The 24442-nt window shown below is 42.8% G+C and carries 22 protein-coding genes; 11 read left to right on the forward strand and 11 right to left on the reverse strand.

Features of this window, described 5'->3' with window-relative positions; translation table 11 throughout:
- Window positions 1–47 precede the first annotated feature (47 nt).
- Window positions 48–662 carry a LysE family translocator gene (locus L884_RS0101410; RefSeq protein ID WP_028765810.1) on the forward strand — a complete coding sequence of 205 codons (615 nt, stop codon included), beginning with the start codon at window positions 48–50 and terminating at the stop codon, window positions 660–662.
- Between the two features lie 358 nt (window positions 663–1020).
- Here the strand turns inward: L884_RS0101410 and rpiA are convergent, their stop codons facing one another.
- Window positions 1021–1680 carry a ribose-5-phosphate isomerase RpiA gene (gene rpiA, locus L884_RS0101415; protein WP_028765811.1) on the reverse strand — a complete coding sequence of 220 codons (660 nt, stop codon included), beginning with the start codon at window positions 1678–1680 and terminating at the stop codon, window positions 1021–1023.
- A gap of 274 nt (window positions 1681–1954) precedes the next feature.
- Here rpiA and L884_RS0101420 point away from each other — a divergent pair, with 274 nt between their 5' ends.
- Both L884_RS0101420 and L884_RS0101425 read left to right on the forward strand, forming a co-directional pair.
- On the forward strand, window positions 1955–2896 hold the full coding sequence (locus tag L884_RS0101420) for a DUF808 domain-containing protein (RefSeq protein WP_028765812.1): 942 nt from the start codon (window positions 1955–1957) through the stop codon (window positions 2894–2896).
- Between the two features lie 39 nt (window positions 2897–2935).
- Complete coding sequence (locus L884_RS0101425; RefSeq protein ID WP_245603041.1) at window positions 2936–4111, forward strand: endonuclease/exonuclease/phosphatase family protein; 1176 nt, start codon at window positions 2936–2938, stop codon at window positions 4109–4111.
- Window positions 4112–4125: 14 nt separating this feature from the next.
- Here the strand turns inward: L884_RS0101425 and L884_RS0101430 are convergent, their stop codons facing one another.
- Both L884_RS0101430 and L884_RS0101435 read right to left on the reverse strand, forming a co-directional pair.
- Window positions 4126–5685 carry an ankyrin repeat domain-containing protein gene (locus L884_RS0101430; protein ID WP_156925631.1) on the reverse strand — a complete coding sequence of 520 codons (1560 nt, stop codon included), beginning with the start codon at window positions 5683–5685 and terminating at the stop codon, window positions 4126–4128.
- Between the two features lie 66 nt (window positions 5686–5751).
- The gene (locus L884_RS0101435; RefSeq protein ID WP_028765815.1) at window positions 5752–6249 is read right to left on the reverse strand and encodes a toxin-antitoxin system YwqK family antitoxin; all 498 of its coding nucleotides are present in this window, start codon (window positions 6247–6249) and stop codon (window positions 5752–5754) included.
- A gap of 202 nt (window positions 6250–6451) precedes the next feature.
- Between L884_RS0101435 and L884_RS0101440 the strand changes: the two genes are divergently transcribed.
- Window positions 6452–8218 carry an alkaline phosphatase D family protein gene (locus L884_RS0101440; protein ID WP_028765816.1) on the forward strand — a complete coding sequence of 589 codons (1767 nt, stop codon included), beginning with the start codon at window positions 6452–6454 and terminating at the stop codon, window positions 8216–8218.
- Window positions 8219–8585: 367 nt separating this feature from the next.
- Window positions 8586–9146: a phosphoribosyltransferase gene (locus L884_RS0101450; RefSeq protein ID WP_028765817.1), complete on the forward strand. Its 561-nt coding sequence runs from the start codon at window positions 8586–8588 to the stop codon at window positions 9144–9146.
- 55 nt (window positions 9147–9201) lie between these two features.
- Here L884_RS0101450 and L884_RS0101455 read toward each other — a convergent pair whose 3' ends face one another.
- From L884_RS0101455 to L884_RS0101475, 5 genes are all read right to left on the reverse strand, one after another.
- Window positions 9202–9414 carry a hypothetical protein gene (locus L884_RS0101455; RefSeq protein ID WP_028765818.1) on the reverse strand — a complete coding sequence of 71 codons (213 nt, stop codon included), beginning with the start codon at window positions 9412–9414 and terminating at the stop codon, window positions 9202–9204.
- Between the two features lie 107 nt (window positions 9415–9521).
- On the reverse strand, window positions 9522–12161 hold the full coding sequence (pepN, locus tag L884_RS0101460) for an aminopeptidase N (protein ID WP_245603042.1): 2640 nt from the start codon (window positions 12159–12161) through the stop codon (window positions 9522–9524).
- 156 nt (window positions 12162–12317) lie between these two features.
- On the reverse strand, window positions 12318–12911 hold the full coding sequence (gene lpoB / locus L884_RS0101465) for a penicillin-binding protein activator LpoB (RefSeq protein WP_174208590.1): 594 nt from the start codon (window positions 12909–12911) through the stop codon (window positions 12318–12320).
- 23 nt (window positions 12912–12934) lie between these two features.
- The gene (locus tag L884_RS0101470; RefSeq protein ID WP_051435488.1) at window positions 12935–14302 is read right to left on the reverse strand and encodes a COG3014 family protein; all 1368 of its coding nucleotides are present in this window, start codon (window positions 14300–14302) and stop codon (window positions 12935–12937) included.
- A gap of 260 nt (window positions 14303–14562) precedes the next feature.
- Window positions 14563–14775 carry a SlyX family protein gene (locus L884_RS0101475; RefSeq protein WP_028765822.1) on the reverse strand — a complete coding sequence of 71 codons (213 nt, stop codon included), beginning with the start codon at window positions 14773–14775 and terminating at the stop codon, window positions 14563–14565.
- Between the two features lie 478 nt (window positions 14776–15253).
- Here L884_RS0101475 and fkpA point away from each other — a divergent pair, with 478 nt between their 5' ends.
- Window positions 15254–16018 (forward strand): FKBP-type peptidyl-prolyl cis-trans isomerase, encoded by a 765-nt coding sequence (gene fkpA, locus L884_RS0101480; protein ID WP_028765823.1) that lies wholly within the window; start codon window positions 15254–15256, stop codon window positions 16016–16018.
- A 476-nt stretch (window positions 16019–16494) separates the two neighbouring features.
- On the forward strand, window positions 16495–16866 hold the full coding sequence (locus L884_RS0101485; protein WP_028765824.1) for a YacL family protein: 372 nt from the start codon (window positions 16495–16497) through the stop codon (window positions 16864–16866).
- 338 nt (window positions 16867–17204) lie between these two features.
- On the opposite strand, the gene L884_RS0101490 is transcribed toward L884_RS0101485, so the two are convergent.
- Together L884_RS0101490 and narQ are read right to left on the reverse strand one after the other, a co-directional pair.
- Window positions 17205–17834 carry a response regulator gene (locus L884_RS0101490; protein WP_028765825.1) on the reverse strand — a complete coding sequence of 210 codons (630 nt, stop codon included), beginning with the start codon at window positions 17832–17834 and terminating at the stop codon, window positions 17205–17207.
- An 89-nt stretch (window positions 17835–17923) separates the two neighbouring features.
- Window positions 17924–19648: a nitrate/nitrite two-component system sensor histidine kinase NarQ gene (gene narQ, locus L884_RS0101495; RefSeq protein WP_028765826.1), complete on the reverse strand. Its 1725-nt coding sequence runs from the start codon at window positions 19646–19648 to the stop codon at window positions 17924–17926.
- A 244-nt stretch (window positions 19649–19892) separates the two neighbouring features.
- Here narQ and nrfA point away from each other — a divergent pair, with 244 nt between their 5' ends.
- The gene (gene nrfA / locus L884_RS0101500; RefSeq protein ID WP_028765827.1) at window positions 19893–21296 is read left to right on the forward strand and encodes an ammonia-forming nitrite reductase cytochrome c552 subunit; all 1404 of its coding nucleotides are present in this window, start codon (window positions 19893–19895) and stop codon (window positions 21294–21296) included.
- Window positions 21297–21413: 117 nt separating this feature from the next.
- On the opposite strand, the gene L884_RS0101505 is transcribed toward nrfA, so the two are convergent.
- Window positions 21414–21953 carry an isochorismatase family protein gene (locus L884_RS0101505; RefSeq protein ID WP_028765828.1) on the reverse strand — a complete coding sequence of 180 codons (540 nt, stop codon included), beginning with the start codon at window positions 21951–21953 and terminating at the stop codon, window positions 21414–21416.
- 272 nt (window positions 21954–22225) lie between these two features.
- Here L884_RS0101505 and L884_RS0101510 point away from each other — a divergent pair, with 272 nt between their 5' ends.
- The 3 genes from L884_RS0101510 to L884_RS0101520 all read left to right on the forward strand — a co-directional run bounded on the left by L884_RS0101510 (window position 22226) and on the right by L884_RS0101520 (window position 24305).
- A complete protein-coding gene (locus L884_RS0101510) occupies window positions 22226–22564 on the forward strand; it encodes a P-II family nitrogen regulator (protein WP_028765829.1) in 339 nt (112 codons plus the stop codon).
- A 12-nt stretch (window positions 22565–22576) separates the two neighbouring features.
- Window positions 22577–23827 (forward strand): ammonium transporter, encoded by a 1251-nt coding sequence (locus L884_RS0101515; RefSeq protein ID WP_028765830.1) that lies wholly within the window; start codon window positions 22577–22579, stop codon window positions 23825–23827.
- Between the two features lie 133 nt (window positions 23828–23960).
- The gene (locus L884_RS0101520) at window positions 23961–24305 is read left to right on the forward strand and encodes a hypothetical protein (protein ID WP_425423466.1); all 345 of its coding nucleotides are present in this window, start codon (window positions 23961–23963) and stop codon (window positions 24303–24305) included.
- The last annotated feature ends 137 nt before the right edge of the window (window positions 24306–24442 follow it).

Raw genomic sequence — 24442 nt, forward strand, 5'->3', positions numbered from 1 at the left:
AATTCGCACATCAAAGCGCTAGTCTAGTTTAAATTTAAGGTTAAGGTATGGCATTAGACACTTGGTTAATTTATTTGGTTGCAGTTATTGGTTTATCACTCGCTCCGGGGCCTAACGGCTTGTTGGCGCTGACTCATGGAGTGATGTATGGCCATAAAAAGACGTTGTTCACTATTACTGGCGGCGTGCTTGGATTTGTGGTGGTGATTGGCTTGGCGATGTTTGGGATCGGGGCGTTGCTGCTGGCTTCAACTGACTTGTTGTTGCTGTTTAAATGGCTAGGTGGTTTGTATCTAATTTGGCTGGGTATCCGTATTTGGCGTTCACCTGCAATGGAGTTGCAGCCTATTGCTAAGGCGCAAGCGGTAAGTGGTTGCAGCTTGTTTAGGCAAGGCGCATTAGCTGCAATAACCAACCCTAAGGTATTGTTATTTTTTGGCGCGTTTTTACCACAGTTTATCGACCCAAAGCTGTCATTAGTTAGTCAGTTTATGGTGATGGCAGCAACGTTTGCGGTGGTGGAGTTTGTGGTGGAGTATTTTATCGCCAATGTGGCGACTAAAATCCGTCCATGGTTGGCTCGTTCTGGTAAGCGTTTTAACCAATGCTGTGGTGGTTTATTTACCTTGATAGGCGCGAGTCTGCCTTTATACAACAATTAATACCAATTAGTATAAAGGTTTGATCGCTCAGCGAGAATTTAGCGGCACTGAGACAAGGCAACGAGTGAAGAGCATAGTGATTCTACGTTCAAGCTTGTTAACGCAGGATCAGAGCCGCTAAAACTCGCCATTCTGGAGCGTTTTTGGCTGCCTACTTCTGCGTTGAATAACTTCACAAGGGAGCAACCATTCTTTCAGTTATTCGCCTTGAATTAGTTTGCCAAAAACGCTCTGAGTAGATCAATTTCTTATACTAATTGGTATAAGGTGTTTTTGATCCTTGGCTTTTATGTTTTAGTTAGCCATTAAAAAAGCCACTCAATGAGTGGCTTTTTAGTTTGTTAATCAAGTATAAGCATTAGAAAGTAACGGTTTTCACACCATCAGGAGTACCGACTAATAAGATGTCTGCACCACGCTTAGCGAATAAGCCATTGGTGACAACACCAACGATACCGTCTATCTGCTCTTCAAGCTCTTTTGGCTTCATAATTTTCATGTTGTATACATCAAGAATGATGTTGCCGTTGTCAGTGACACAGCCTTCACGGTATACCGGATCGCCACCAAGTTTAACAATTTGACGTGCCACATATGAGCGTGCCATTGGAATGACTTCGATTGGTAGTGGGAACTCACCAAGAATATCGACTTGTTTGGTGTTATCAACGATACACACAAACTTATCAGCGACTGCCGCAACGATTTTTTCGCGTGTAAGTGCTGCTCCGCCACCTTTAATCATATCCATTTGGCTGTTGATTTCATCTGCACCATCAACATAAACTGAAAGTTCATTGACGCTGTTTAGGTCGAAAACCGGAATACCTAAGGCTTTCATTTTTTCAGTTGATGCTTCAGAGCTTGATACCGCACCTTGGATATCAAATTTCATGGTAGCAAGTGCATCAATAAAGTGGTTCACAGTTGAACCTGTTCCTACGCCAACAATGCTGTTTTCTTCTACGTACTGCAGAGCAGCCCAACCGGCAGCTTTTTTCATTTCATCTTGGGTCATTATGAAATCCCTTATTTAAGATAGAAGTTAAAGATAAAGTAATAGGCAAGGTTAAAAATATTGGCGACAGTATACTCGTTTAGCGACTTGAATGGGCTGAATTTTGGCGGATCTCGGTTAAACATTTAGCTAACGGCAAAACTAGAGTTAGCTAACATTATATTGTCATTAGATTATTTAGCATTAGTACGCTACTTTGCACAGGTAACCTTAATCTAGGTTTTATTGAGATGGATTTTTTAGTGCTGTAAATGCACAACACAAAGGAGTCGTTATGGCTGGCGCAAGCTTATTAACCTTATTGGATGACATTGCCACGATTTTAGATGATGTCGCTGCAATGAGTAAAATTGCAGCCCGTAAAACAGCAGGGGTGCTTGGAGACGATCTTGCGCTTAATGCTCAACAAGTCACTGGGGTGAGCGCTGAGCGTGAACTGCCTGTGGTGTGGGCCGTCGCCTTGGGTTCGTTTAAAAATAAATGCATTTTAGTACCGGCGGCGATGTTGATCAGTGCGTTTATTCCTTGGGCTGTCACCCCACTACTCATGTTTGGTGGCTTATTTCTTTGCTACGAAGGCTTTGAGAAAATTTATCACAGCTACTCGGCGAGTAAACATCAGCTTGCTGAAGAAGTTGATCCACAGTTAGATGACAATATTGATTTACAAGAATATGAAAAAAACAAAGTCAAAGGGGCTATTCGTACTGACTTTGTATTATCGGCAGAGATTATCGCCATTACTTTAGGCATAGTGGCAGAAAAGAGCTTAAGCACGCAGTTTTTTACCTTGAGCTTTATAGCAATCATCATGACCATAGGTGTGTATGGCTTAGTGGCTGGAATTGTTAAACTGGATGACGCCGGCTTGTACTTGAGTCAACGTCCGGGCGAAGGAGCATGGGCGCGATTTAAGCGGCGCTTTGGCTTTATGTTACTTAGCTCTGCTCCCTATTTGATGAAAACGCTGTCAGTTGTTGGCACCATTGCTATGTTTATGGTTGGTGGCGGTATTCTAACCCACGGTTGGCATTGGATTGGCGAAAAGATTAGCTTAGCTGCAGCTTGGGTTGCTGGTTTTGATTTTGTTGGCCCCGTAGTTGCTTTTATTACTCCAAGTATTTTGAATGCGCTTTTTGGGGTTGTTGCAGGCGCTATCGCGCTATTGTTGATGCAAATTGTTAATAAGTTGAAGTCTGGTAAGACTGCGAGCTAGCGATAAAACATCGATTTATATCTGTTATTAAGGGTAGTAATGACAAACATGGTAAATTCCAATGCAGGTTCTCATAGCAACAGGTTAAAGCTGGCCAGTTTTAACCTGTTTAATTACATCGAACCACCATTGGCTTTTTACGATTTTGAAAATATCTACAGCACAGAGCAATGGCAAAAGAAGCAAGCTTGGTTAGCTGATTTTCTAGGGCAGCACCAACCTGACGTTATTGGTTTTCAGGAAGTATTTTCGGCAGCAGCACTCGAACAACAAATGCGCCTTGCTGGCTATGATCATTTCGCTGTGGTCGATGAACCCACAGTCATTGACGATTATATTTGCCGCGATCCGGTAGTGGCGCTTAGCTCAAAGTATCCGATTATTGAAGTCTGTGCGATTGAAGCTAAGCCTGAGTACGTTCACGCTTTAGGTTTAGATACTGGCTTTAGCTTTAGCCGTAAACCGCTGCGCGCTAGTGTTAATCTACCGCAAATTGGCGTTTGTGATATCTATGTGGTGCACTTTAAATCTAAGCGTCCGCATTTAGATGGATTGCCGCAACCTCAGTTTACTCAAGCCCCAGCGAGTACATCTGCAGCACCTTTGGTTAACTTTGGCGAGTTACTTGGCCGTAACAGCCTTGGTCAATGGGCCTCGAGTGTGCAGCGCGGCAGTGAGGCTGCATTGCTGTTTCAAGCTATGTTGCAGCGGCGAATTGAGACTGGATATCCCATGGTGTTAATGGGCGATTTTAATGAGGAGCTGACTAGCTCGGTATTGTCAGGTTTAACAACTCGAGAACTGCGTTTTGAAAAAGAGGGCTATGATCAATTAGCCAATTACCCGTTAACTGATGCTTATAAACTGTTTCAGCAAGGGTTAACCGATTTATTTGGCCTAAAAGACGCTGATGACACTGTGCCTGCAAACCAGGAAACTAATTTTGAGGCCAGTTTTGAAGATCCTGCATTAGAGCAGCAATTATTGGCCAAGGCTCGAGCATCACGCGCACCAACTCACTATTACGGTGCTTGTGGCTCAGTATTAGATTACCTGTTATTGTCAGCTGATTTTGACCCAAGCTTTGATAAAAGTGTCGCTGAGGTATGCGATTATCACACTGAAGATCGTCACTTAGTTAACCCTAGCTTTGAGCGTGATAGCCAAAGTAGCGATCACGCTCCGGTTATTTGTACTTTGCGTATAAGAACCTAGTCGCTAACGAGCGCTTAAAATTGCTGTAAAAACTTTAATAGCTCGGGTTTTGAGTCGGCGTAGTCTAATGCGCTGGAGCCTGAGTGATTAATAGCTTGCAGATCGGCACCATAATCAATTAGTGCTGAGATCACCTGTTTGGCATTATCGTCTAGTTGATCAATATTAAGCACTGCAATATGCAGCGCATTGTTACCATTTAAATTTGTGCCTTTAATGTCGGCGCCGCTGTCCATCAGTAACGACAGCATGGGCAAGTCTAGCTTACTGCTAGCGAGTACTATCGGCGGCCAGTCGCCATAGCTATCGCTAATATTGATATCGGCTCCTTTGGCGAGCAAGAGTCTGGCGATTTCAAGGTTGTTGATATCAATCGCAGTGGCAAGTGGCGTCCAGTGTTGCTTAGTAAGCTCATTCACATCAGCACCAGCATCTATCAGTAATTTAACCGCGGTTTGGTTTTGTAGTCCTATAGCGTACCTAAGTGGAGAAGCGCCTTGGACATCCCGCTGATTTGGTTCTGCACCAAGCTGCAAAAGTCGCTCAATCATAGGGTTACTTTGAATATAAATTGCTGACATTAATGGGGTGGTATATCCCTCTAGAGTCGCTAATGAAGGATCGGCTCCCGCTGCAACTAATTGGTTAACTTGAGCGATATTGTTGCTCTCTACTGCGATAACTAACGGCGTCGCTTCAGCGCCATGACTATTAACATTCGCTCCAGCGGCAATCAATTTATCAATTATCGTTTGGCGGGGTTCTCTTCTGAGTAAGGCATCCATTAACGGTGTTGTGTCATGCGCTGTTTTGGCATCGACATCTGCACCTAACCTAAGTAACGCGGCTACGATTTCAGGTTCATTAAAATCGATTGCTTGGATCAGCGCAGAAAAGCCGCCTTTTGTGAGTAGATCTAAATTAGCACCTTGAGCTGCAAGTGCGCTAAGCATGGGAATATTATTGTATTTTGCGGCAACAAAGGCAGGGCTTTCACCTTCATTGTCTTGTTGATTGATGTTGGCACCATGCTCCATAAGTAAAGCCAATGCTTGGTGATTAAATTCATCCCTTGGTAAACAGCTACCACAGCGACTTTGGGCTAAATAATGCAGCGGGGAAAGTCCTTTGTAATCGACGGTATTAGGCGTCGCATCATAGGCTAAAAGTTGTTTGAAGCTGTTAATGTCAACGTTGAAAATGGCAAACATTAGCGGTGTTTGATAACCGGAATATTGATTGCCTAAGTTGGGATCTGCTCCGGCATCAAGTAATGGCTTCACCAGCTCGGGATGGCGCATGGTAATTGCTAGGTATAAGGGGCTATAACCATCTTTAGGGTTAAGGCTTTGTCGAGGAGAACTTGCTAACAGAGCTGTAAATGCGGTTATGTCGTTTTGCTCTAAAGCGGTAATCATTGCTTCTGTAGCGGCATTAATTTCACTTTCACTCAAATCACTGCTTGAGGGTGGATTAGTGGCTTGGTTTGTTGGTTGTGGTTTAGGTGCATTGGCTGGTTGTGCGCAGCCGCCAAGCGCTAGGCCTAGCATGATTACTGTGGTTAGGCGTCTCACGTTTTCCCCTAGAATATCCGTATGTTGCAGCTACAACTCAATGGTGCTTGCTTGGCGGCAGCATGTTTAAATCCGCTGTCCATTTTTGTAAGTTCTTATCTGTTTGATAGTTCCATCTTCATTAAAATATGTCCACTGTCCATCAGGGCGGTCATTTTTGTGAAAGGACTCACGTGCTAAGGCGCCATTGTTATAATAAAGCAGCCATTTACCAACTGCTTCGCCTTGGCGAAATTGGCCTTGCTCTTCTATTGTGCCATCTGCATAAAACTTGGTTATGGGGCCATGGGGCTTGCCATCTTTAAAGTGTTCGCTTCTAGTGACTCTGCCATGACCGTCAAAGCTAACAACTTCTCCTTGGAGTAGACCGTCTTTCAGGTAGCCTTTAGCTCTAACTCTTTGCTGCTTGTCAGTATCTATAAATACCCCGGTATAGAGAGCGTCTTGATAGTAGATTGCCCCATTTCTTTGTTGTAAATCATCAAACAGAACTGTTTGATCTGTGCTACTGCAACCGCTAACTAGCGTCATTAATATCGCCAATACAGAAATGGTTCTGCACATTATCCTTTGTTCCTATTAGATGAAATACCAGCCAATGCTTTACTGATAAAAAACGACTGCTCAAACCTATGGCGTTTAACAAGTGGTTTACAACTTTGTCTTCTTCGTGTCATGGTGGTGCTTTAGTATCTGATCTGATTAGACCTCGTACCACATGTCGGGTCAATAAAACTAGAACGCTAATATTAAAGGAATAATAACAATGAAACGACCTGTAACTCGTAGAGACTTTTTAGCTATGTCGGCTAAAGGCGTGGGGGCTGCCGTTGTATCTTATGGCTTAATGGGCTGTAGCAGTGACGATGATGACAAGGGGATTTACGCCGAGTTTTTACATGGACTCGCCAGTGGTGATCCTAGCCATGATGCTGTGATTATTTGGACTCGAGTCACTCCTGAAGTTGATGGCGATATTAAAGTCGCTTGGGAAGTGGCTACTGATGCTAACTTTGCCCAGCTGGTGGTCAGTGGTGACACTATTACCAATAGCGACCGTGACTATACCGTTAAAGTTGATGCCATGGGACTAGAGTCAGGAACTCAATATTTTTATCGTTTTAAAACCGGTAATAAGACCTCGCCTGTTGCGATGACCAAGACTTTGCCTCAAGGCGCACTGGATAAAGTGAAATTTGCGGTGATGTCCTGTGCAAATTTCCCCGCCGGCTATTTTAATGTGTATGAGATGGCGTCCAGAATGGATGACTTAGATGCAGTGATCCATCTGGGGGACTACATATATGAATATGCCCGTGGTGAATATGCAAGCGAGCGTGCTGCTGAGTTACAGCGTGAAGTGTTACCTGTTGGAGAGCTATTTAGCCTAAGCGATTATCGTACCCGTTATGCGCAGTATCGCAGTGATTTAAGCTTGCAAAAGCTTCATGGTAAAGCGGCGTTTATTACCGTATGGGATGACCACGAAGTGGCTAACGATAGCTGGCGTGAAGGGGCTGAAAATCATAACGACGCTGAAGGGGACTTTGACGCCCGTAAAGAGGCAGCATTACAAGCGTACTTTGAGTGGTTGCCGATTAGGCCGTGGCGAGAGGGGAACCATGAAGAGATTTATCGCTCATTTGCTTTTGGCGATCTTGTTGATTTACATATGTTAGATACGCGCTTAATTGGTCGTGATAAGCCGCTTGATTACGCTGAATATATGGATGCAGCTACGGGTGGCCTGGATAGTGACCGCTTTATGGCAGATGTAACGGATACCAATCGCACCATGCTTGGACAAGCGCAGCAAGCATGGGTACAAACAGCATTGCTGACATCTACAGCAACATGGCAAGTTTTAGGGCAGCAAGTGTTGATGGGGCAAATGATGCTACCGGCAGCGATTGCAACCCAGCAGTTATCTATCCCTGAGTTTGGTCAGCTTGCTGCATTGGCGCAAATCGCTGCAAGACAAGCGGCTGGCGATCCGAGTTTGACTGAAGATGAGCTTAAGTATTTGGCATTTTTCGGTGACAAACTTACGCCTGAGGCTATGGCGCTGCTGCAGTTACCTGCCATTCCATATAATCTTGATGCTTGGGATGGTTATGCCTACGAGCGTGAAGTGTTACTCGCTACGGCTAAGTCTCAAGCCAAAAATTTGGTGGTGATTGCTGGTGATACACATAATGCTTGGGCCAATGAGCTGAAAGATGCTGCTGGCGACGCTGTTGGGGTTGAGTTTGCAACCAGTTCGGTGTCATCACCTGGGCTTGAGTACTATTTAGGAATTGAAGAAAAAGATATTCCGGCAACAGAAGCCGCTATCGTCGATTTGGTAGAAAACCTTGCTTATGCCAATTTAATGAACCGAGGTTTGATGACGCTGACTTTTAGTCATCAAGAGGTACGCAGCGACTGGCGTTATGTTGACACCATTTATACTCGCGGCTTTACAGAGGCGGTTGAGCGTAATTTCTCGATGGTGACCAAAGCCGCTAGCCATAAGCTTGAGGTAGCTAGCTAGTATTTGCTAACTAATATTAATAACAAAATGAAGTCAGCCCCTTGGGTTGCCTTCATTTTTTTGTTGTTGCTGCCGCAATTTTTTGGCTTTTTTGCAGCAATAGCTGTCAATCTAGTATAAAATTTGCCTCCAAAATTTGCCGGGTGTTTAGATGTTAAGCAGTTAAGCAAAATTAGCCGCTAACATATGCCTATTGCCAATCTTGGAATAGCCTGCTCACTCGTCTTTTTATGCTCATCAGCGCCGTTTATTTTGATCTATTCTTAGTGAATATATGCCGATTGGTATTTGTCGCAAGTTTAGTCAATTTAGCTGCTGAAAGTGTAAAACCTAATTTAGAAATTAATAACAAGATGGGGACGGTCAAATGTCAGAGAAACGCTTTATTACCGCACAAGAGTTGCTAGAAGATTCATTTCGTTTAGCTGCGCAAGTTTATGAAAGTGGCTTCCGTCCGCAGTTTATCGTGGGTATTTGGCGTGGTGGTGCTCCAATTGGTATCGCTGTACAAGAATTTTTTGACTTTAAAAAAGTTGAAACAGACCACATTGCGGTACGTACTTCATCTTATTACGGTATCAACAAGCAAAGTAAGCAGATTAAAGTTCATGGTCTACATTACATCGTAGAAAATGCCAATGCAGATGATGGTTTACTGATTGTTGATGACGTTTTTGATTCTGGCCGTAGTGTTCAGGCGTTAATGGAAAACTTAAGCGACTTAATGCGTTTAAATATGCCAAAAGATGTGCGTATTGCTTGTCCATACTATAAGCCACAAAACACCGCAGTGCCTTTAAAGCCTGATTACTTTATCCATGAGTCTGACGAGTGGTTAGTATTCCCCCATGAAGTATCAGGTTTGTCGCCAGAAGAGCTTGCTGAAGGCAAGGGCGATCTGAAAAACATCAAAGACTTATTCGTTTAAGTTGCCGCTGTTTTAGCTAAAAGCCACCATTTTGGTGGCTTTTTTGTTTTTGCTACTAGAGTTTGTTGATTTCGTCATGTAGCTGATAAGACTTATCTGTGACGATTTTTTCTAGTGTCATCACACGTTCTTTTAACGCGGTAATTTCTTCATTTACTTGCAGTAATTCCTTGGCATCTACTCGGTTTTTTTGCTTATTGTATTCTTTGTATGCTGTGAGTAAAAATGCGCCGATTATTGCGATCGCCGCAATGGTAAAAGGTCCCATCAAATTGCTTCCTTGTTAACTAGTTGTTCTTTCAGAATGGTACTGTTTTGCGCTAATAGCAAATAGGCCGCGCTATGTCTGCGGCCTATTTTCGTTTTGACGAGCCGTTAATGTTTCATGTTGGTTTTAATACGCAAGCAAGTACGTTCTTGGTGAATAGCCTGTTGTAAACCACGTTTTGTTAATGGTGATAAATTGGGCTCAGTGTCTAATACTTGCTGCAATGCGCTGATATTGGCGTAAGTACAGTCCGTTGGGAGCAGGGTTTTGTTGTAACTGCGCATAAAGACCGAGTCTTTACTGGCATCAAGCGCAGCGAGTGTTGTTAAACGTTGCTCTGAGGTTGCCGCGCTCAAACGCTTTTGCTCACTGGGATAGAGGTTCTCCATTACGGTGCGAAGCTTGGCAAATGGCAAATTAGTTGGTTGTTGAATGCGGCTTAACCATTGACGCTTTTTGGCTGCAGCAGGTCGCGCAGCTTCGGCTCCTAGAGCATAGTTCTTAGCGCTATCTGACTTATCGCGTCTTTGCTCTTGCTCCAACCAATAGCGGGCGTTGCGGTGATCATGTTGATTGAGGTGGACTATTATTTGCCAACGTAAAGACTGATCTAAAGTTAACCCTTTGATGGTTGCGGTTTTATTTAACAGTGAATCGAGATGATCTAAAGCAAATTTACTGCGCGCAAACTCGATATAGGTGCTAAACCAGCGACGTTGAAAATCGCGATTGCCACTATTGAACATCACTTTTCTTAAGCTCATTTGCTCAATGGCGCGAATTGATATCTTAGCGTAACGTTGATTGCTTGGGTGCATCTTATCGAGGTGCAGCCGTGCTTTGGAGAGCGAGTTTAACACTTGATCTAAGATGATAGCATCGCGCTCTTTAGGTAAGTTGATAAGCACTGTACTTATATAATCATTTAGCGGGAGTTTGCCGCTCTCAACACTATCCCAAAGGCTTTGCCAAAGCATAGCGCGTAGAAAAGGGTCTTGTACTTTAGCCAGTTCAGTTTGTGCTGTGTTAAATGACACAGGATCTAAGTTGACCTTAACAAAACCCCAATCTTGGTAATTTGGATAGACAAGATCAGGACAGTGTAGACCCACAAGCTTATTAACGTCAGTGCTTTGACCTCGATAATTTACAGCCATGCTGATATTACGATGCAATTGACGGCGACCTTTAGTAAACAGGCCAACAAGCACTTTTTGCTCACGTAAGGTGTTGTGTTCGGCAATTGCGGCTGTTTGCTTTAACCTGAAGTGACTAATGCGGCCATTAGCACAACTAAACTCAGCTTCAATGGTGTTGACCCCAGCTTGACGTAACCAGTCTTGACTCCATTGGCTTAAATCACGCTTAGCTGCTTGTTCAAGGCTATGAATAAAGTCGTTTAACTCAGCATTTTGGTAGCTGTATTGGCTTAGATAGTTTTGTACGCCTTGTTGAAATACCTTTTCGCTGACTAGGTGGTTAAGCTGTTTTAAGCTTGCAGCACCTTTGGCGTAGGTAATGGCATCGATGTTATCAAATGCATTTTTGCTCGATGCAACGCTGGCCTCGATTGGGTGGCTATTGGCAGAGCTATCTAGACTGTAGGCGCGTTGCTTTTCTTCTGTGTAAAAGCTGCGCCAAACTTGGTTAAATTCAGTTACTTTGCTGGTGGCTTGAATCGCCATAAATGCGGCAAAACTTTCATTTAGCCATAAACCGTTCCACCATTTCATGGTGACAAGATTGCCGAACCATTGGTGTGCCATTTCATGCATGATCACCATGGCAAGTCGCTGTTTTTGTTCGCTGGTCATAGCACTGTCAGTGAGGTATTGCTTCTCGCTAACAGTAATTGCCGCAGGATTTTCCATTGCACCGTAAAGAAAGTCAGGTACTAATAGTTGATCATATTTTTTAAATGGGTAGTCGATGCCAAAGTAGTCTTCGAAGTAGCCTAGCCCTTGTTGAGTGTAGTTAAACCAGTCTTGCGGATTAACTTTTTCTGCGACAGATTGCCGGGAAAATAATCGCAGTGGATACTTACCTGAGTTGTCTTGCCACATATGATATGGCCCAGCGTGCATGGAAAAGTTATAAGGACTTAGCTTAGGTGACTGTGGAAACTGCCAGCGTCGCTGGTTACCAAGATCTATGATTTGGCTTTCTTTGGTGGCGCTGATCACTGTCCATGATTTTGGCGCAGTAACCGTTAACTGGAAAGTGGCTTTAACATCTGGTTGAGCAAATACAGCAAACATTTTTTGCGCAGTGGCGGGTTCAAAGTGAGAGTATAAATAAACCTGCTCATCGACGGGATCGACAAATTTATGTAGGCCTTCGCCTGTATTACTGTATGGACGATGATATTCAACTTCTATGGTATTGCTGCCACGATTAAGCAAGCGAGGGTTGAGCAGAATATAGCTGTTGTTATAGTTGGGATAGACTTTTTTGCCGTTAATGATAAAGCGTTTAATTTGGGCTTGATTTAGATCTAAGCTTAGCGGTTGATCTGTATCGCTGAGCTCAAAGCTTACTTTAGTTATGCCGCTAAAGCTGTCTTGCGCTGTTAGGGTAAAATCGAGTTGGTAGTGCACATCAGATAGTCGGTCTGAGCGCTGGCCTGCTTGTTCTTGGGTTATATAGGCTGAACTATCTCGTTGTTGCTGTTGCGCTTCGCTAGCAATAGATGAGGTGATTAATAAACTTAAAATGGCGGCGACAGCGCGGTAAAACGACAACTTCAAAATCACATCCTTTATTGTTTTATAGTCTACTGATGTGGCGCCTATAGCGATACAGCGCTGTGAGCGCATAAGGTACCGTATTTCTGCAAAGGGCTAAAGCATAAAAAAGCCAGCTTAACGCTGGCTTAACTGATATAAGGATTTACCTGAGTAAAATTATAGTCCTAAGAAAGATTTAGACTTAACTTTACGGATCTCTTTTTCATCAGACCATTCAATAAGACCAGTTTCTAAGTCCATTAAACGCATCGTCATTTTGTAGTAAACATCTTTAGTGCTGCCATCTTGCTTAACGATGCTAGATAGGTTGCCGTAAAGCATGTATTGCGCACCAATTTGACGACCAAAGTTAATCGCAGTTGATGGGTCAACCATACCTGAATTGTTTTGGTAATCTAACTGCTTACGTACCGAATCGACTTTCGTCATGTCGATAAAGCGGAACTTGCCTGAGCGCAGTAGTTTGTTGCTAATAGAGTCGGTGACTGATTCAGTATCGATATGTTCAGACGTTTTGTTTTTAATCTTATCAACAAAGATGATTGGACGATCGTTGGCAGTCATCGCTACAACTGGTGGGAACGTCAGCATGCTGTCTACCATCTTAGCCGCGATAGCTTGTAAATCGGTAGAGCCGAAGTTTTCGTTTACGGTTTCCACTTCTGTGGCATCACCGTATTCAACTTTTGATTGGCAGGCAGATAAACCGATAACTGCTGCAAGAATAAAAACGACTTTTAAATGTTTCATAGTTAATTCCATACAAGTGATTGCTAAATGATTATTGAATAAAAACGGGTGTAATTGCCAGTATCAATTATCCACACTAATGTAGTGCGGCCACTTTTAACTTCAATTGGGTCGGCTGGGTTGTTGTCGAGCATAAGCGAGTAGCTGCCCGGTTTGACATAGGAGCGAGCGATTTGTGCTTGCTCAGGTAAGGTTAACCAACTGCGTCTATCCGCTTGTTCGGTAACCACATTAAAGATCTGCATAGCAATAGAGGCATAATCTGTTTGGTTGCGGCGCTTTTTGGTTTGACTTTCAACGCTTTGAGCCATTTCAGCCTTGGCGTAAATACGTGCAGCTTGCCTAACTAGTGCTGCGGGCAGTTCTTCTTTTAATGCGGTTATTGCGAGTGCATCGATATTGGCAATTGGCGCAGTTTTTAATACTGTGCCTAGACCTTGGATCTGTCCTTGAGGCACGCTTTGTCTATTTGGATAATAAGTCGCTAATGACGCTGTTTGCCAGTTGCCTTCGATGGTGAAGGGGACGGTAAAACTTTGCTTTTCAGGCACAAAGCCGCGCTCAAGCATGATAATGACTTGGCCATCATCTTTTTTAGGTAACACGGCATCGCCCCAGCGACGTTTGAAGTCATCGTATTGCGGCATAGATAATTGTTTCGCCAGCCTGACAAGATCTTTTTGTAGGTAAGGGTTGTTTGGGGTTATTTGCGCCGCTTTACGGTAATCAATAAAGGCATCGTTTGCTTCGCCTAAAATTTCATGCAGCATACCTGTGGTGTAATAGCTGTAGGCATTTAAGAAAGAGCTTGTGGTAGTGCCTGCGGCTTTTCCTAGTTTGTTCATCTCAGCATCAATAGTGCCATTTGCCATGGCCTGTACCGACTTATTGGATTTTTGATACCTTGCTTGCTCTTGGCTTTGTAATTCATTACTACGGCGAACCTCAACTAATGCGCCTTGCGGATCACCCGCAAACAGATAATTAAGGGCTTGATACTGATGCAGCATAATGCGCTCATAACCGGGGCCGCGATAAGGTATGACATTGTCGTTTAATAATAGGCTGCTGGCTGTGGCGCCGGCGTCGCTGAGGCTAATTTTAGCTTTGTCGTCAAAGGCATTATAGGCTGCTACTGCCTGCTGGTAATACTGTTTACTGGCATCGAAGTTTCCGGCTATCTGTGCGCTGCGCCCCGCTTCTTGGGCATAGAGTAAGCCATCGGCTCCGCTGATTTCAGGAGCAACTATTTGGGCAGCGTTTTGCGGAGTAGGAGAGTTAAGTTGCGCTTTCACTGGCGCGATCTGCGATGGATAATTGATGAAAATGCTATTAAATGCGCAGCCGTTTAGGCTAAGCACCATGGTTGCTAGCAGTAAAAAACGTCTCATTAGCAAGTCTCTTTAATTCGCATTTATCACACCAGCTTATTATTTTTAGCTAAATCTTAACTATGGCATATTAACTATGCAGGCGGCGTTTAGCTGATTTATAAAACATATAATATTTGAGCGTTATATCAAGGCTTTTTATAGCGTTATGCAGCTGAACATAAGATGAATACCCTTAAGTGTTGCATAAATACTGGGCATTTAAAGGCAGTTTTTATCAATTCTAGCTATTCACCTTAATGAGATGTTGACCTGTACTGTTAATAATGTGGCGGTGGTGTCTCTTCAGCTTGGCTTGCCATGTTACTTGGCTCTACGGCCTGTAATTTATTTATTAGTAAACGCAACTGTTCTTGCTGCGCTGCAAGTGCTTTGTTTAATTTGATCACTTGCTGATCAAGCTCTTCAATAGTGCCATCTTGAAAAGCAACTTTCATTTCTAACTCTTCGACACGATTTTCTAAATTATCCAAGTTAACCTCGAAATGGATGGGGTCTCAACGGCTACTTGCCGACATTGGCGTAGGCGGGGAGACTGGCATATGAGAGGGCTGCTCTCTCTATACCGTTACGGATGCTGCAGAGTATACAACATCAACCGATGTTTATAGAAACTTACTCGAATGTTCTATTTGAACGTTTATTGAACAAAAAGCTGTATCTATGCTGACTAATAGCAAACTGAGACCGTTAATCTCTGAACTCGGCTGAATTTCTGCTGTCTGTTAGATGACGAATAAGATAATCATTGCTAAGTTAGTGGTACAACCGTTATCTACTGAGTTATAGCTGCACATAATTGATTAATATATCTTGAAAAGTACAGTTCAGCTCAGTCAGCAAGCTTTTCGCTGTTCAGATTGGAATAACCTATTTAACTAGTATAAAGTGGTTCGCCTAAATAAAAATATTAGGTTAGTGTAACCACGTGTAAATGCTGAGGAAGCTTTAATGAAATCGATTTATAAATATTCACTAGTGGCTTTGGCCGTAGTTGGTTTAACAGCGTGTAATCAAGAGAAAGAGGCTGTTGCGGCTACTGCGCCAGTTGAATTGAAAACTGAAGCTCAAAAAGAAGCATACAGCGTTGGTGCATCAATTGGTACATACATGGCTGGCCACATTAAAGAGCAAGAAGAGCTAGGCCTAAGTGTTGATAGAGCATTGATTGTGACTGGTTTTAGTGAAGGTCTAAACAGTGAACTGAAGCTATCTCAAGAAGAGATGCAAACCATTTTGCAAAGCTTAGATGAAAAGCTAAATGAAAAACGCCAAGCTCAAGCGGCTGTGTTGGCTGAAAAAGCTGCAGCAGAAAGCAAAGCTTTCTTAGAAGCTAACAAAGCAAAAGAAGGTGTTATCACTACTGACTCTGGTCTGCAGTATGAAGTGATTACTGAAGGTACAGGTGAAAAGCCTGTAGCTGAAGATACTGTTAAAGTTCACTACGTGGGAACATTAACAGATGGTACTGAGTTTGATAGCTCTGTTGCTCGTGGTGAACCAGCAACCTTCCCACTAAACCGTGTTATTCCTGGTTGGACTGAAGGCGTGCAGCTAATGTCTGTAGGCTCTAAGTACAAGTTCGTTATCCCTGCAGAACTTGCATATGGCGATCGCGATACAGGTACTATTCCAGCAAACTCAACGCTAGTATTTGAAGTTGAACTGCTAGATATTGAAAAAGCAGGTGCTGCTGACGCGGCTCACGCACATTAATCATTTGGTTTGGCATTTGTACTAGTGCTAAGCTAAAATACCAATTGAGAAAGGACGCTTTAAGCGTCCTTTTTTATTTTATCTGCGTTAGTTGCAGTTATACCAATTAAGATAAGAAGTTGATCTACTCAGAGCGGTTTTGGCAAACTAATTCAAGGCGAATAATTGAAAGAATGGTTGCTCCCTTGTGAAGTTATTCAACGCAGAAGTAGGCAGCCAAAAACGCTCCAGAATGGCGAGTTTTAGCGGCTCTGATTACTGCGACTCTTGATAATAAAAAGGAAGCTTGAACCTAGTTCAACTATGCTCTGCACTTGTTGCGAGCTGCATGGATGCAGCGAATGTCATTAAAGCAGGAGCACTTAATGACCTTGCCTCAGTGCCGCTAAATTCTCGCTGAGCGACCAAATCTTTATACTAATTGGTATTAGTTAATTAAAATGATCTCGATAGAGACGCTTATTTTTGAGCTTGGTATGGAATACGAATTTTTACGTAACACTATTACAGATACCGTTTTTGCACGTTTTAGTATGGATCATGAAGCATTAGGCTTGTGGTTGTCAGAGGAACTCGCTGATAACTTGGAGCTTTATAATCAAATCTGTGATCAAATAGCGCGTTTACAAAGCGGCCAAGGTAATGATTGGCGCTTAGTGGGGAAAGCGATTTCATTGGAGCTAGATACTGAGCAGGCTCGCGTGTTTGCTAATGATATTGAAGACAATGAAGATCAAGAGCTTGATGAGTCTATGTCTTTTTATGATGGCGAGTCTGAAGCATTTTGCGGCTTAGAAGATTTCTATGAAGTGATTTTAAGTTGGCGACGTTTTATCGACGAAAAATGATTGCCGATCCTCAGATTTATTATTGAGCATAAATAGACAAAAAAGGCAGCGATTCGCTGCCTTTAATTTTATACCAATCAGTATAAGAATTTGATCTACTCAGAGCGGTTTTTGGCAAACTAATTCAAGGCGAATAGCTGCAATAATGGTTATTCCCTTATCAAGCTATTCAACGCAGAAGTAGGCAGCCAAAAACGCTCCAGAATGGCGAGTTTTAGCGATTCTGATGCAGTGTTAACGAGCTTAAACGTAGAACAACTATGCCCTTCACTCGTTGCCTTGCCTCAAAACCGCTAAACTCTCGCTGAGTGACTAAATGTTTATACTGATTGGTATTATTACTGGTTCAAGTAACGAACAGCCATTTCGGTACGTGATTTGGCATTAGCTTTACGTAGTAGGTTTTTCACGTGTACTTTAACGGTGCCTTCACTGATATGTAGCTGTTCAGCGACCACGCGATTACTTTGACCTTCCGCAAGGTGTTGCAAGATCTCAAGTTCACGTGGCGTAAGGTTCTCAATCCACTCTTGCTCGTTAACCGTGCTGTTTAGCTCAGATAAATACTCTTGTACTGTTTCACTGATAACGCGGTGACCAAGCATGGTCTTTTTCAGCATATCAAGCAATAGATCAGGTTCAGTATCTTTAAGTAGGTAACCGTCAGCGCCTGCACGAACAATACGAATAACATCTTGCTTTGCATCAGATACGGTTAAAATGACGATGCGAGAAGTAACCCCTTCCTGTCTTAGCGCATTAAGCGTATCTAAGCCAGTCATCCCCTTCATATTTAGGTCTAGCAATATAATATCGGGTTCGTTTTCACTTACTGCTGCTAGGGCATCTAATCCTGATCCTGCTTCACCAAATAAGCTAAAGTCTGAATCCGAGGTTACTAGCTGACAGATCCCACGACGTAGTAGTGGATGATCATCGATCACTAATACTGAGTAGGGTTTTCCCATTTTACCGCCTCCTGCTGAGGAATATGAGTCTAGTTATTAGACTTAAAAACAATATTGTTTGTGCTTCATGCTAAATAAGGTTCCGCAAATTAGCCATTTGGGGGCTGTACGGGATCTTGCTCTGGTGGGAAAGTCAGCGTTACTGTAGCCCCACCTTTACTATTTGATCCAAAGTCTACCACACCAGATAGGCGACTGGCGCGTTCATGCATAATTCCAAGACCAAAATGTTGGTCTCTTTCCTGTAATGCATCGATGCCGATCCCGTCATCACTGATACTGATAACGGCTTTTTCATTAGATACTTTTTGACAGCTTATATGAATATGTTTGGCATTGGCGTGTTTAATGGCATTTAATGTTGCTTCACGAGTGAGCTGCAAAATATGAATATGTTGATGTGCGCCAAGTAACTGCGGTGGCAGTTTATAATCTAAGGTTATGCTGGCATCAGATTGACCACGTAATTGTTCGATCATGCCTTCTATGGCATGACCAAGATTGGGATCTTTAATGGTTAAACGGAAAGTGGATAGTAGCTCTCGAAGCTGCACGTAAGCCGTTGTGACTCCCTCATTGATCTCTTGCAGTTGTTCGGCGGCTCGTGGACTTTTACAGGTTTTATCTAACTCTTTAGACAGTAAATTAACCTGAATTTTTAAAAACGATAGTAGCTGTCCAAGCGAGTCATGTAACTCCCTTGCAATAACACCACGCTCTTCCATAACGGCGAGTTGTTGTCGTTGTTCGCCGGCACTGTATATCACCATAGAGCGAGCTAGCATGATGGCGAAGTTATTAATTAATTGGTTTGAAAATGGTGCGTTATTACTGACTTCAATGTAGCCGAGATTATTTTCTTCGAACTTTAAAGGAAACTGCACGCTTGCATCGTTGCTATGGTGCCACTCATCTTGGTTATCAGCGGTAATAATATCAACGACTTCATTATCTTCGACTATGACTAGACGAAGTTGAACGCCATTTTCATGTCGTTGCAGTGCATCAAGTGCTTCAGATAAGGTTTTTTTGTTTAGCTTGCTCGAATGCAGCATTACCAAACTATCGTACAATAAGGTTAATTCGTCGTTAGCGCGGGTTAACGCTACCGTTTTTTCTTGAACTTGCTCCTCTAAGCCTTGATAGACGCTGGCGAGCTTTTTGACCGTTGAATCTAACGCGCTGCTAAGCGCACTCAATTCGAGATACTCTGTTTTAGGCATTTCTACATTAAAATTGCCCTGCGAAATTGTATCAGCAGCCTGCATCAATTGTTGCAATGGTTTAACAACTTTGCGTTTGGCTATTCGTACTGTAAAAAATGCAATAAGTAGCATAATACCTAAGCCAACTATTTGACTTAACGCTAAGATTTTTAGTTTGAGGGCTGCATATTGCTCGGTTTCTAAAACAAACAGATCTATGGTGTCGACAAAGTCCTTTAGCGCGGCAGCATACAGTCTCGACTCCTCATGCTCAATGTAGTAACGCATGACCTGCCATTTGTCGATAACAGAGAGATACTTGTCTTTTAATTCTTGTGGGGTATACCAGACTAATGAACGCTCAAGTGCTTGAGAATGTAGAGTATTTTCAAACTCTGCAATTTTTGATATCGCTTCCTCACTCCCTGAATTTGCATAAAACATTAGGCGGTAACTTTGCATTCTAAGCGAGCCAGAAGCGTTGATCGCACGGGCGTCTCCCAAGCTGTAAGACAGGTTAACAATTGCAAAAATTGCCAGGCCACTAGAAAGTAAAATAAGCGTTAACATGAAGCCCCAAATAGCTGAGGTGAGCCTACCTTTTTTCATCTAAATAAATCTCATAATGGCGTTGTATGTATTACTAATTTAGTTGTTTTCTATATTAGTGCTTGCTTGATTGCGTTAACAAATAGGCAAAAGTGTGAGCAACAACACGTTCACAATTTGATCTAACGCAAACTTCACTCCGGATACCCCCTTAGGGGTATGTTTTTATCAATAGGAAGTGAATAACTTCGACCTTGGAATAGGTGGGACTATACAAAGATTATAAAAGTAACATGGAGATGAGATGGTGAAAACATTAACTAAAAAGACTTTTGCACTGAGTGCGATCGTTGCTGCAAGCTTAATGGCTGGTAGCGCATTTGCAAGTGATAAAACTGAACCTCGTAGTGAAGTTTATAAAGATAAATTCTCTAAGCAATATAACAGCTGGCACGATACCTCTGAAAGCGTTGAAATTATTGATGCGCTTGAACAAGATCCTAACCTAGTGATTTTGTGGGCTGGTTACGGTTTCGCTAAAGATTACAACAAGGCTCGTGGTCATATGTACGCAGTGACCGATTTACGTAATACATTACGTACTGGTGCACCAAAGAGCGCTGAAGATGGTCCAATGCCAATGGCATGTTGGTCTTGTAAGAGCCCTGATGTACCTCGCTTAATTGAAGAGCAAGGCGAAGATGGTTACTTCTCTGGTAAGTGGGCTAAAGGCGGCGCTGAAGTTGTTAATACTATCGGTTGTTCAGACTGTCACGAAAAAGGCAAAGCCAAACTACGTATTTCTCGTCCATTTGCTGAGCGTGGCTTAGAAGCGATTGGTATGCCATTTGATGAAGCTTCTCGTAAAGATAAGCAGTCAATGGTTTGTGCACAATGTCACGTAGAATACTACTTCGAGAAGACTGCTGATAAGAAAGGTTATGTTAAGTTCCCATGGGACAAGGGCACAACTGTTGAAGATATGGAAGCATACTATGATGCTATCGAGTTCGCAGATTGGACTCATGCTGTATCTAAAACGCCAATGCTAAAAGCACAACACCCTGGCTATGAAACTTGGCAGCTAGGTATGCACGGTAAGAACAACGTAAGTTGTACTGACTGTCACATGCCTAAAGTTAAGAGCCCTGAAGGTCGTAAGTTCACTGACCACAAAGTGGGTAACCCATTTGATCGTTTCGAAGAAACTTGTGGTACTTGTCACGACCAAAGCAAAGAGTTCATGGTTAACCTAGACAAAGAGCGTAAAGCTAAGGTTAAGCAAATTCAGTTACAAGCTGAAGATCAACTTGTTAAGGCTCACTTTGAAGCTGGTGCGGCATGGAAAGCGGGTGCAACTGAAGCTGAAATGAAGCCGATTCTAACTGATATCCGTCATGCTCAATGGCGTTGGGACTATGCAATCGCTTCTCACGGTGTTGCATCTCACGCTCCAGATGAAGCATTACGTGTACTAGGTACTGCAGTAAACAAAGCAGCAGACGCTCGCGTTAAGCTAGCTCAACTACTTGCTAAGAAAGGCGTTAAGCAACCAATTGCTATTCCAGATATCTCTACTAAGGCTAAAGCACAAGCTGCTCTTGGTATGGACATGAAGAAGATGAACGCTGACAAAGCTGAATTCAAGAAGACTGTGCTACCTAAGTGGGATGCTGAAGCTGAAAAGCGCGAAGCAACTTACAAGTAAGTCTCGCTAAGTTTAGTTAACTTAGATGTTTAAAGTAAAAGCCCTCATATTGAGGGCTTTTTGCTTCCGCGATAAATGACTTCACTAAAATAATGCTGAGTAACTGAGTGAGATAAGTTACTTAATCAGCGTTAACAGTGCTTTAAAACGATCGCCTTGCGCATCTTGCTGTAATTCAAATAGCAGCGTTTCAACGTTGGTTTGGATTGCACCGAAATACAGCATCATTTCAATGCCGCTTAATTTATTGGCAAGCTCTCTGGATGACACGGCATCGGTCACTAGATGAGGTTGAAAACCATTGTCGAGTAACTGACGACAAGTTTGGTATACACATACATGGGTTTCTATGCCTGCCAGTATAATATGCTTACGCCCTAAATCAGAGAGTTGTTGCTGTAACGCTTCAGCTTGCCAGCCACTAAAGTGATGCTTATTAATAGGATTAAACTGTTCAATACTTTGAGCAACCTCAACGCTGGTCGCACCAAGTTTATCGGGTAGTTGCTCTAGGCAAATAACTGGTATATCAAATAGTTGCACACCTTTAATAAGCGTTATTAGCTTTTTATGTAACTGCTGGCTTTGCTGTACAACCTGAGCGAGTTGTCCTTGCACATCAACCACCAGTAGCACGCATTGTTCAGGTTTAAGCATGTTGCAACTCCTTTTTGGAACCTTGATGGTTTCAATAACAGATCTCAGTACAACTTATCTTTGTTATCTCTCCTATTAGCGATAAGTCTAATGCTTATCTTGTTGATGCTTTACAACAGTGCATTTTATTAATCTACGCACATCATTGGTGCATAAATAGTCACACGGTGAAGTTTGTTTTTACCTATGCTTTTGAATTATATGTGTTTTGTGTTTTGGCCTAATGCTTGAATTGTATTAATCAAACAAGAAATGCAATTAGGGAGAGAGTCATGAAATTGGTTAGTGCAATTATAAAACCATTTAAATTAGACGATGTGCGTGAGGCCATTGCTGGAGTTGGCATTGAAGGTATGACCGTCACTGAAGTTAAAGGCTTTGGTCGGCAAAAGGGTCATACCGAGTTATATCGTGGCGCAGAGTATCAAGTCGATTTTCTCCCTAAAGTGAAATTGGAAATTGCCATTAAAACAGAGCGGTTAGAGTTGCTAATAGAAGCGATAACCGGTGCAGCTCGTACCGGAAAAATTGGTGACGGAAAAATTTTCATTACTGATCTTGAGCAAGCCATTCGCATTCGAACTGGTGAATTTGATAACGACGCACTATAAGGGGATAAGCAAATGGATGATTTAACCAAGTTGGGATTAACAGTAACTGAGTTACGCTTCGCCCTAGATACATTTTACTTTTTGATTTCGGGTGCTTTAGTGATGTGGATGGCAGCGGGGTTTGCCATGTTAGAAGCCGGTTTAGTTCGTTCAAAGAACACCACTGAAATCTTGACTAAAAACGTGTGTTTATACTCGATTGCATGTGTGATGTATCTCATTGTTGGCTACAACATAATGTATGTTGATAGTGCTGAAGGTGGTTGGTTACCATCATTTGGTAGTTTAATAGGCTCGCAGGCAGCAGATGCAGATCATGCACTAGAGTCAGACTTCTTCTTTCAAGTTGTATTTGTGGCCACTGCAATGTCGATCGTGTCAGGTGCCGTTGCAGAACGCATGAAGTTATGGGCATTTTTAACTTTCTCTGTGTTTATGACGGCGATTATATATCCGGTTGAGGGGTACTGGACTTGGGGCGGTGGATTTTTAGCTGAAGCTGGTTTTGTTGATTTTGCTGGAAGTGGCATTGTTCATATGGCGGGGGCTGCTGCTGCGATTTCTGGGGTGCTATTGTTAGGTGCTCGTAAGGGAAAATATGGTGCAAATGGCCAAGTTAACCCGATCCCTGGTTCAAATCTGCCTATGGCGACCTTAGGTATGTTCATTTTATGGATGGGCTGGTTTGGATTTAATGGTGGTTCACAATTACTGGTTTCTGATGCTGAAAACGCTAGTGCCGTGGCTAAAATCTTCGTAAATACCAACTCTGCTGCGGCCTTTGGTGCGATATCTGCGTTAATTGTGTGTCGCTTGATTTGGGGCAAAGCGGATCTAACCATGATACTCAATGGTGCATTGGCTGGCTTAGTTGCAATTACCGCTGATCCGTTATCGCCAACACTAGCTATGGCGGGAGTGATAGGTGTTGTTGCGGGTGGCTTAGTGGTATTTTCGATTGTGGCGTTTGATCGAGTTAAAATTGATGATCCTGTGGGCGCAATTTCGGTGCACGGTGTTGCTGGTTTACTTGGCTTAGTGTTAGTGCCTTTATCAAATTCAGATGCCAGCCTGATCACTCAGCTGTTTGGTGCCGCAGTTATTTTTGCTTGGGTGTTTGCTGCGTCAACTCTTGTTTGGTTGGCATTGAAGTTAACCATGGGGATCCGTGTAAGCGAGGAAGAAGAGTATAACGGTATGGATGCTTCAGACTGTGGTATTGATGCCTACCCAGAGTTTGTGTCAATTAAAAGTGCCAATTAAGGTTGGCTTTTCGGAAACAAAAAAACAGAGCTGCGGCTCTGTTTTTTATTGGTCGTTAGCGGCCGTTTTGTCGCTATTGTTCTGTATTTATTTGGGGTAGAGTAGTTTAAAGTCGCTTGGAGAGCTTGCCGATATGCAAATAGTTAGATTGCTTAATCGTGGAATAAAAATGGCTAAACTGTTGAGTCTTGTTTCGCTATTTTGTTTATTATCTACAACTGCGCTTGCTGGTCAGGTTGTCGTGCGCAAATCTAGCGAGCCTTTTGATGCGTTTGCGGTTCGCGACGAAGTACAACGAAAGTACCAATGGCGTGAAGCGCTACGTTATCAGCAACAAATTCAAATACTGCAGTCTCTACCTATTGGTTGTTTAGTCGTTACAACACCATACCGTCACTTTGCCTGCCAAGGCTTATATTACCGGCCTTACGATTACCATGAGCAGCAAGTGTATATTCAAATTGACCCACCTAATTGAGCTATCACTATCGTCACATTAAGTGTGGTTATGGATTAACGTTGGGGCTTTAGCTTCGGTTGTTAACTATGTAAGCCCATATTTTGCGATTTTTTCATCCAGATCCATCTTAATGACATATGCTTAATGTATGGAGC

The sequence above is a fragment of the Shewanella fidelis ATCC BAA-318 genome, assembly GCF_000518605.1.
Lineage (GTDB): Bacteria > Pseudomonadota > Gammaproteobacteria > Enterobacterales > Shewanellaceae > Shewanella > Shewanella fidelis.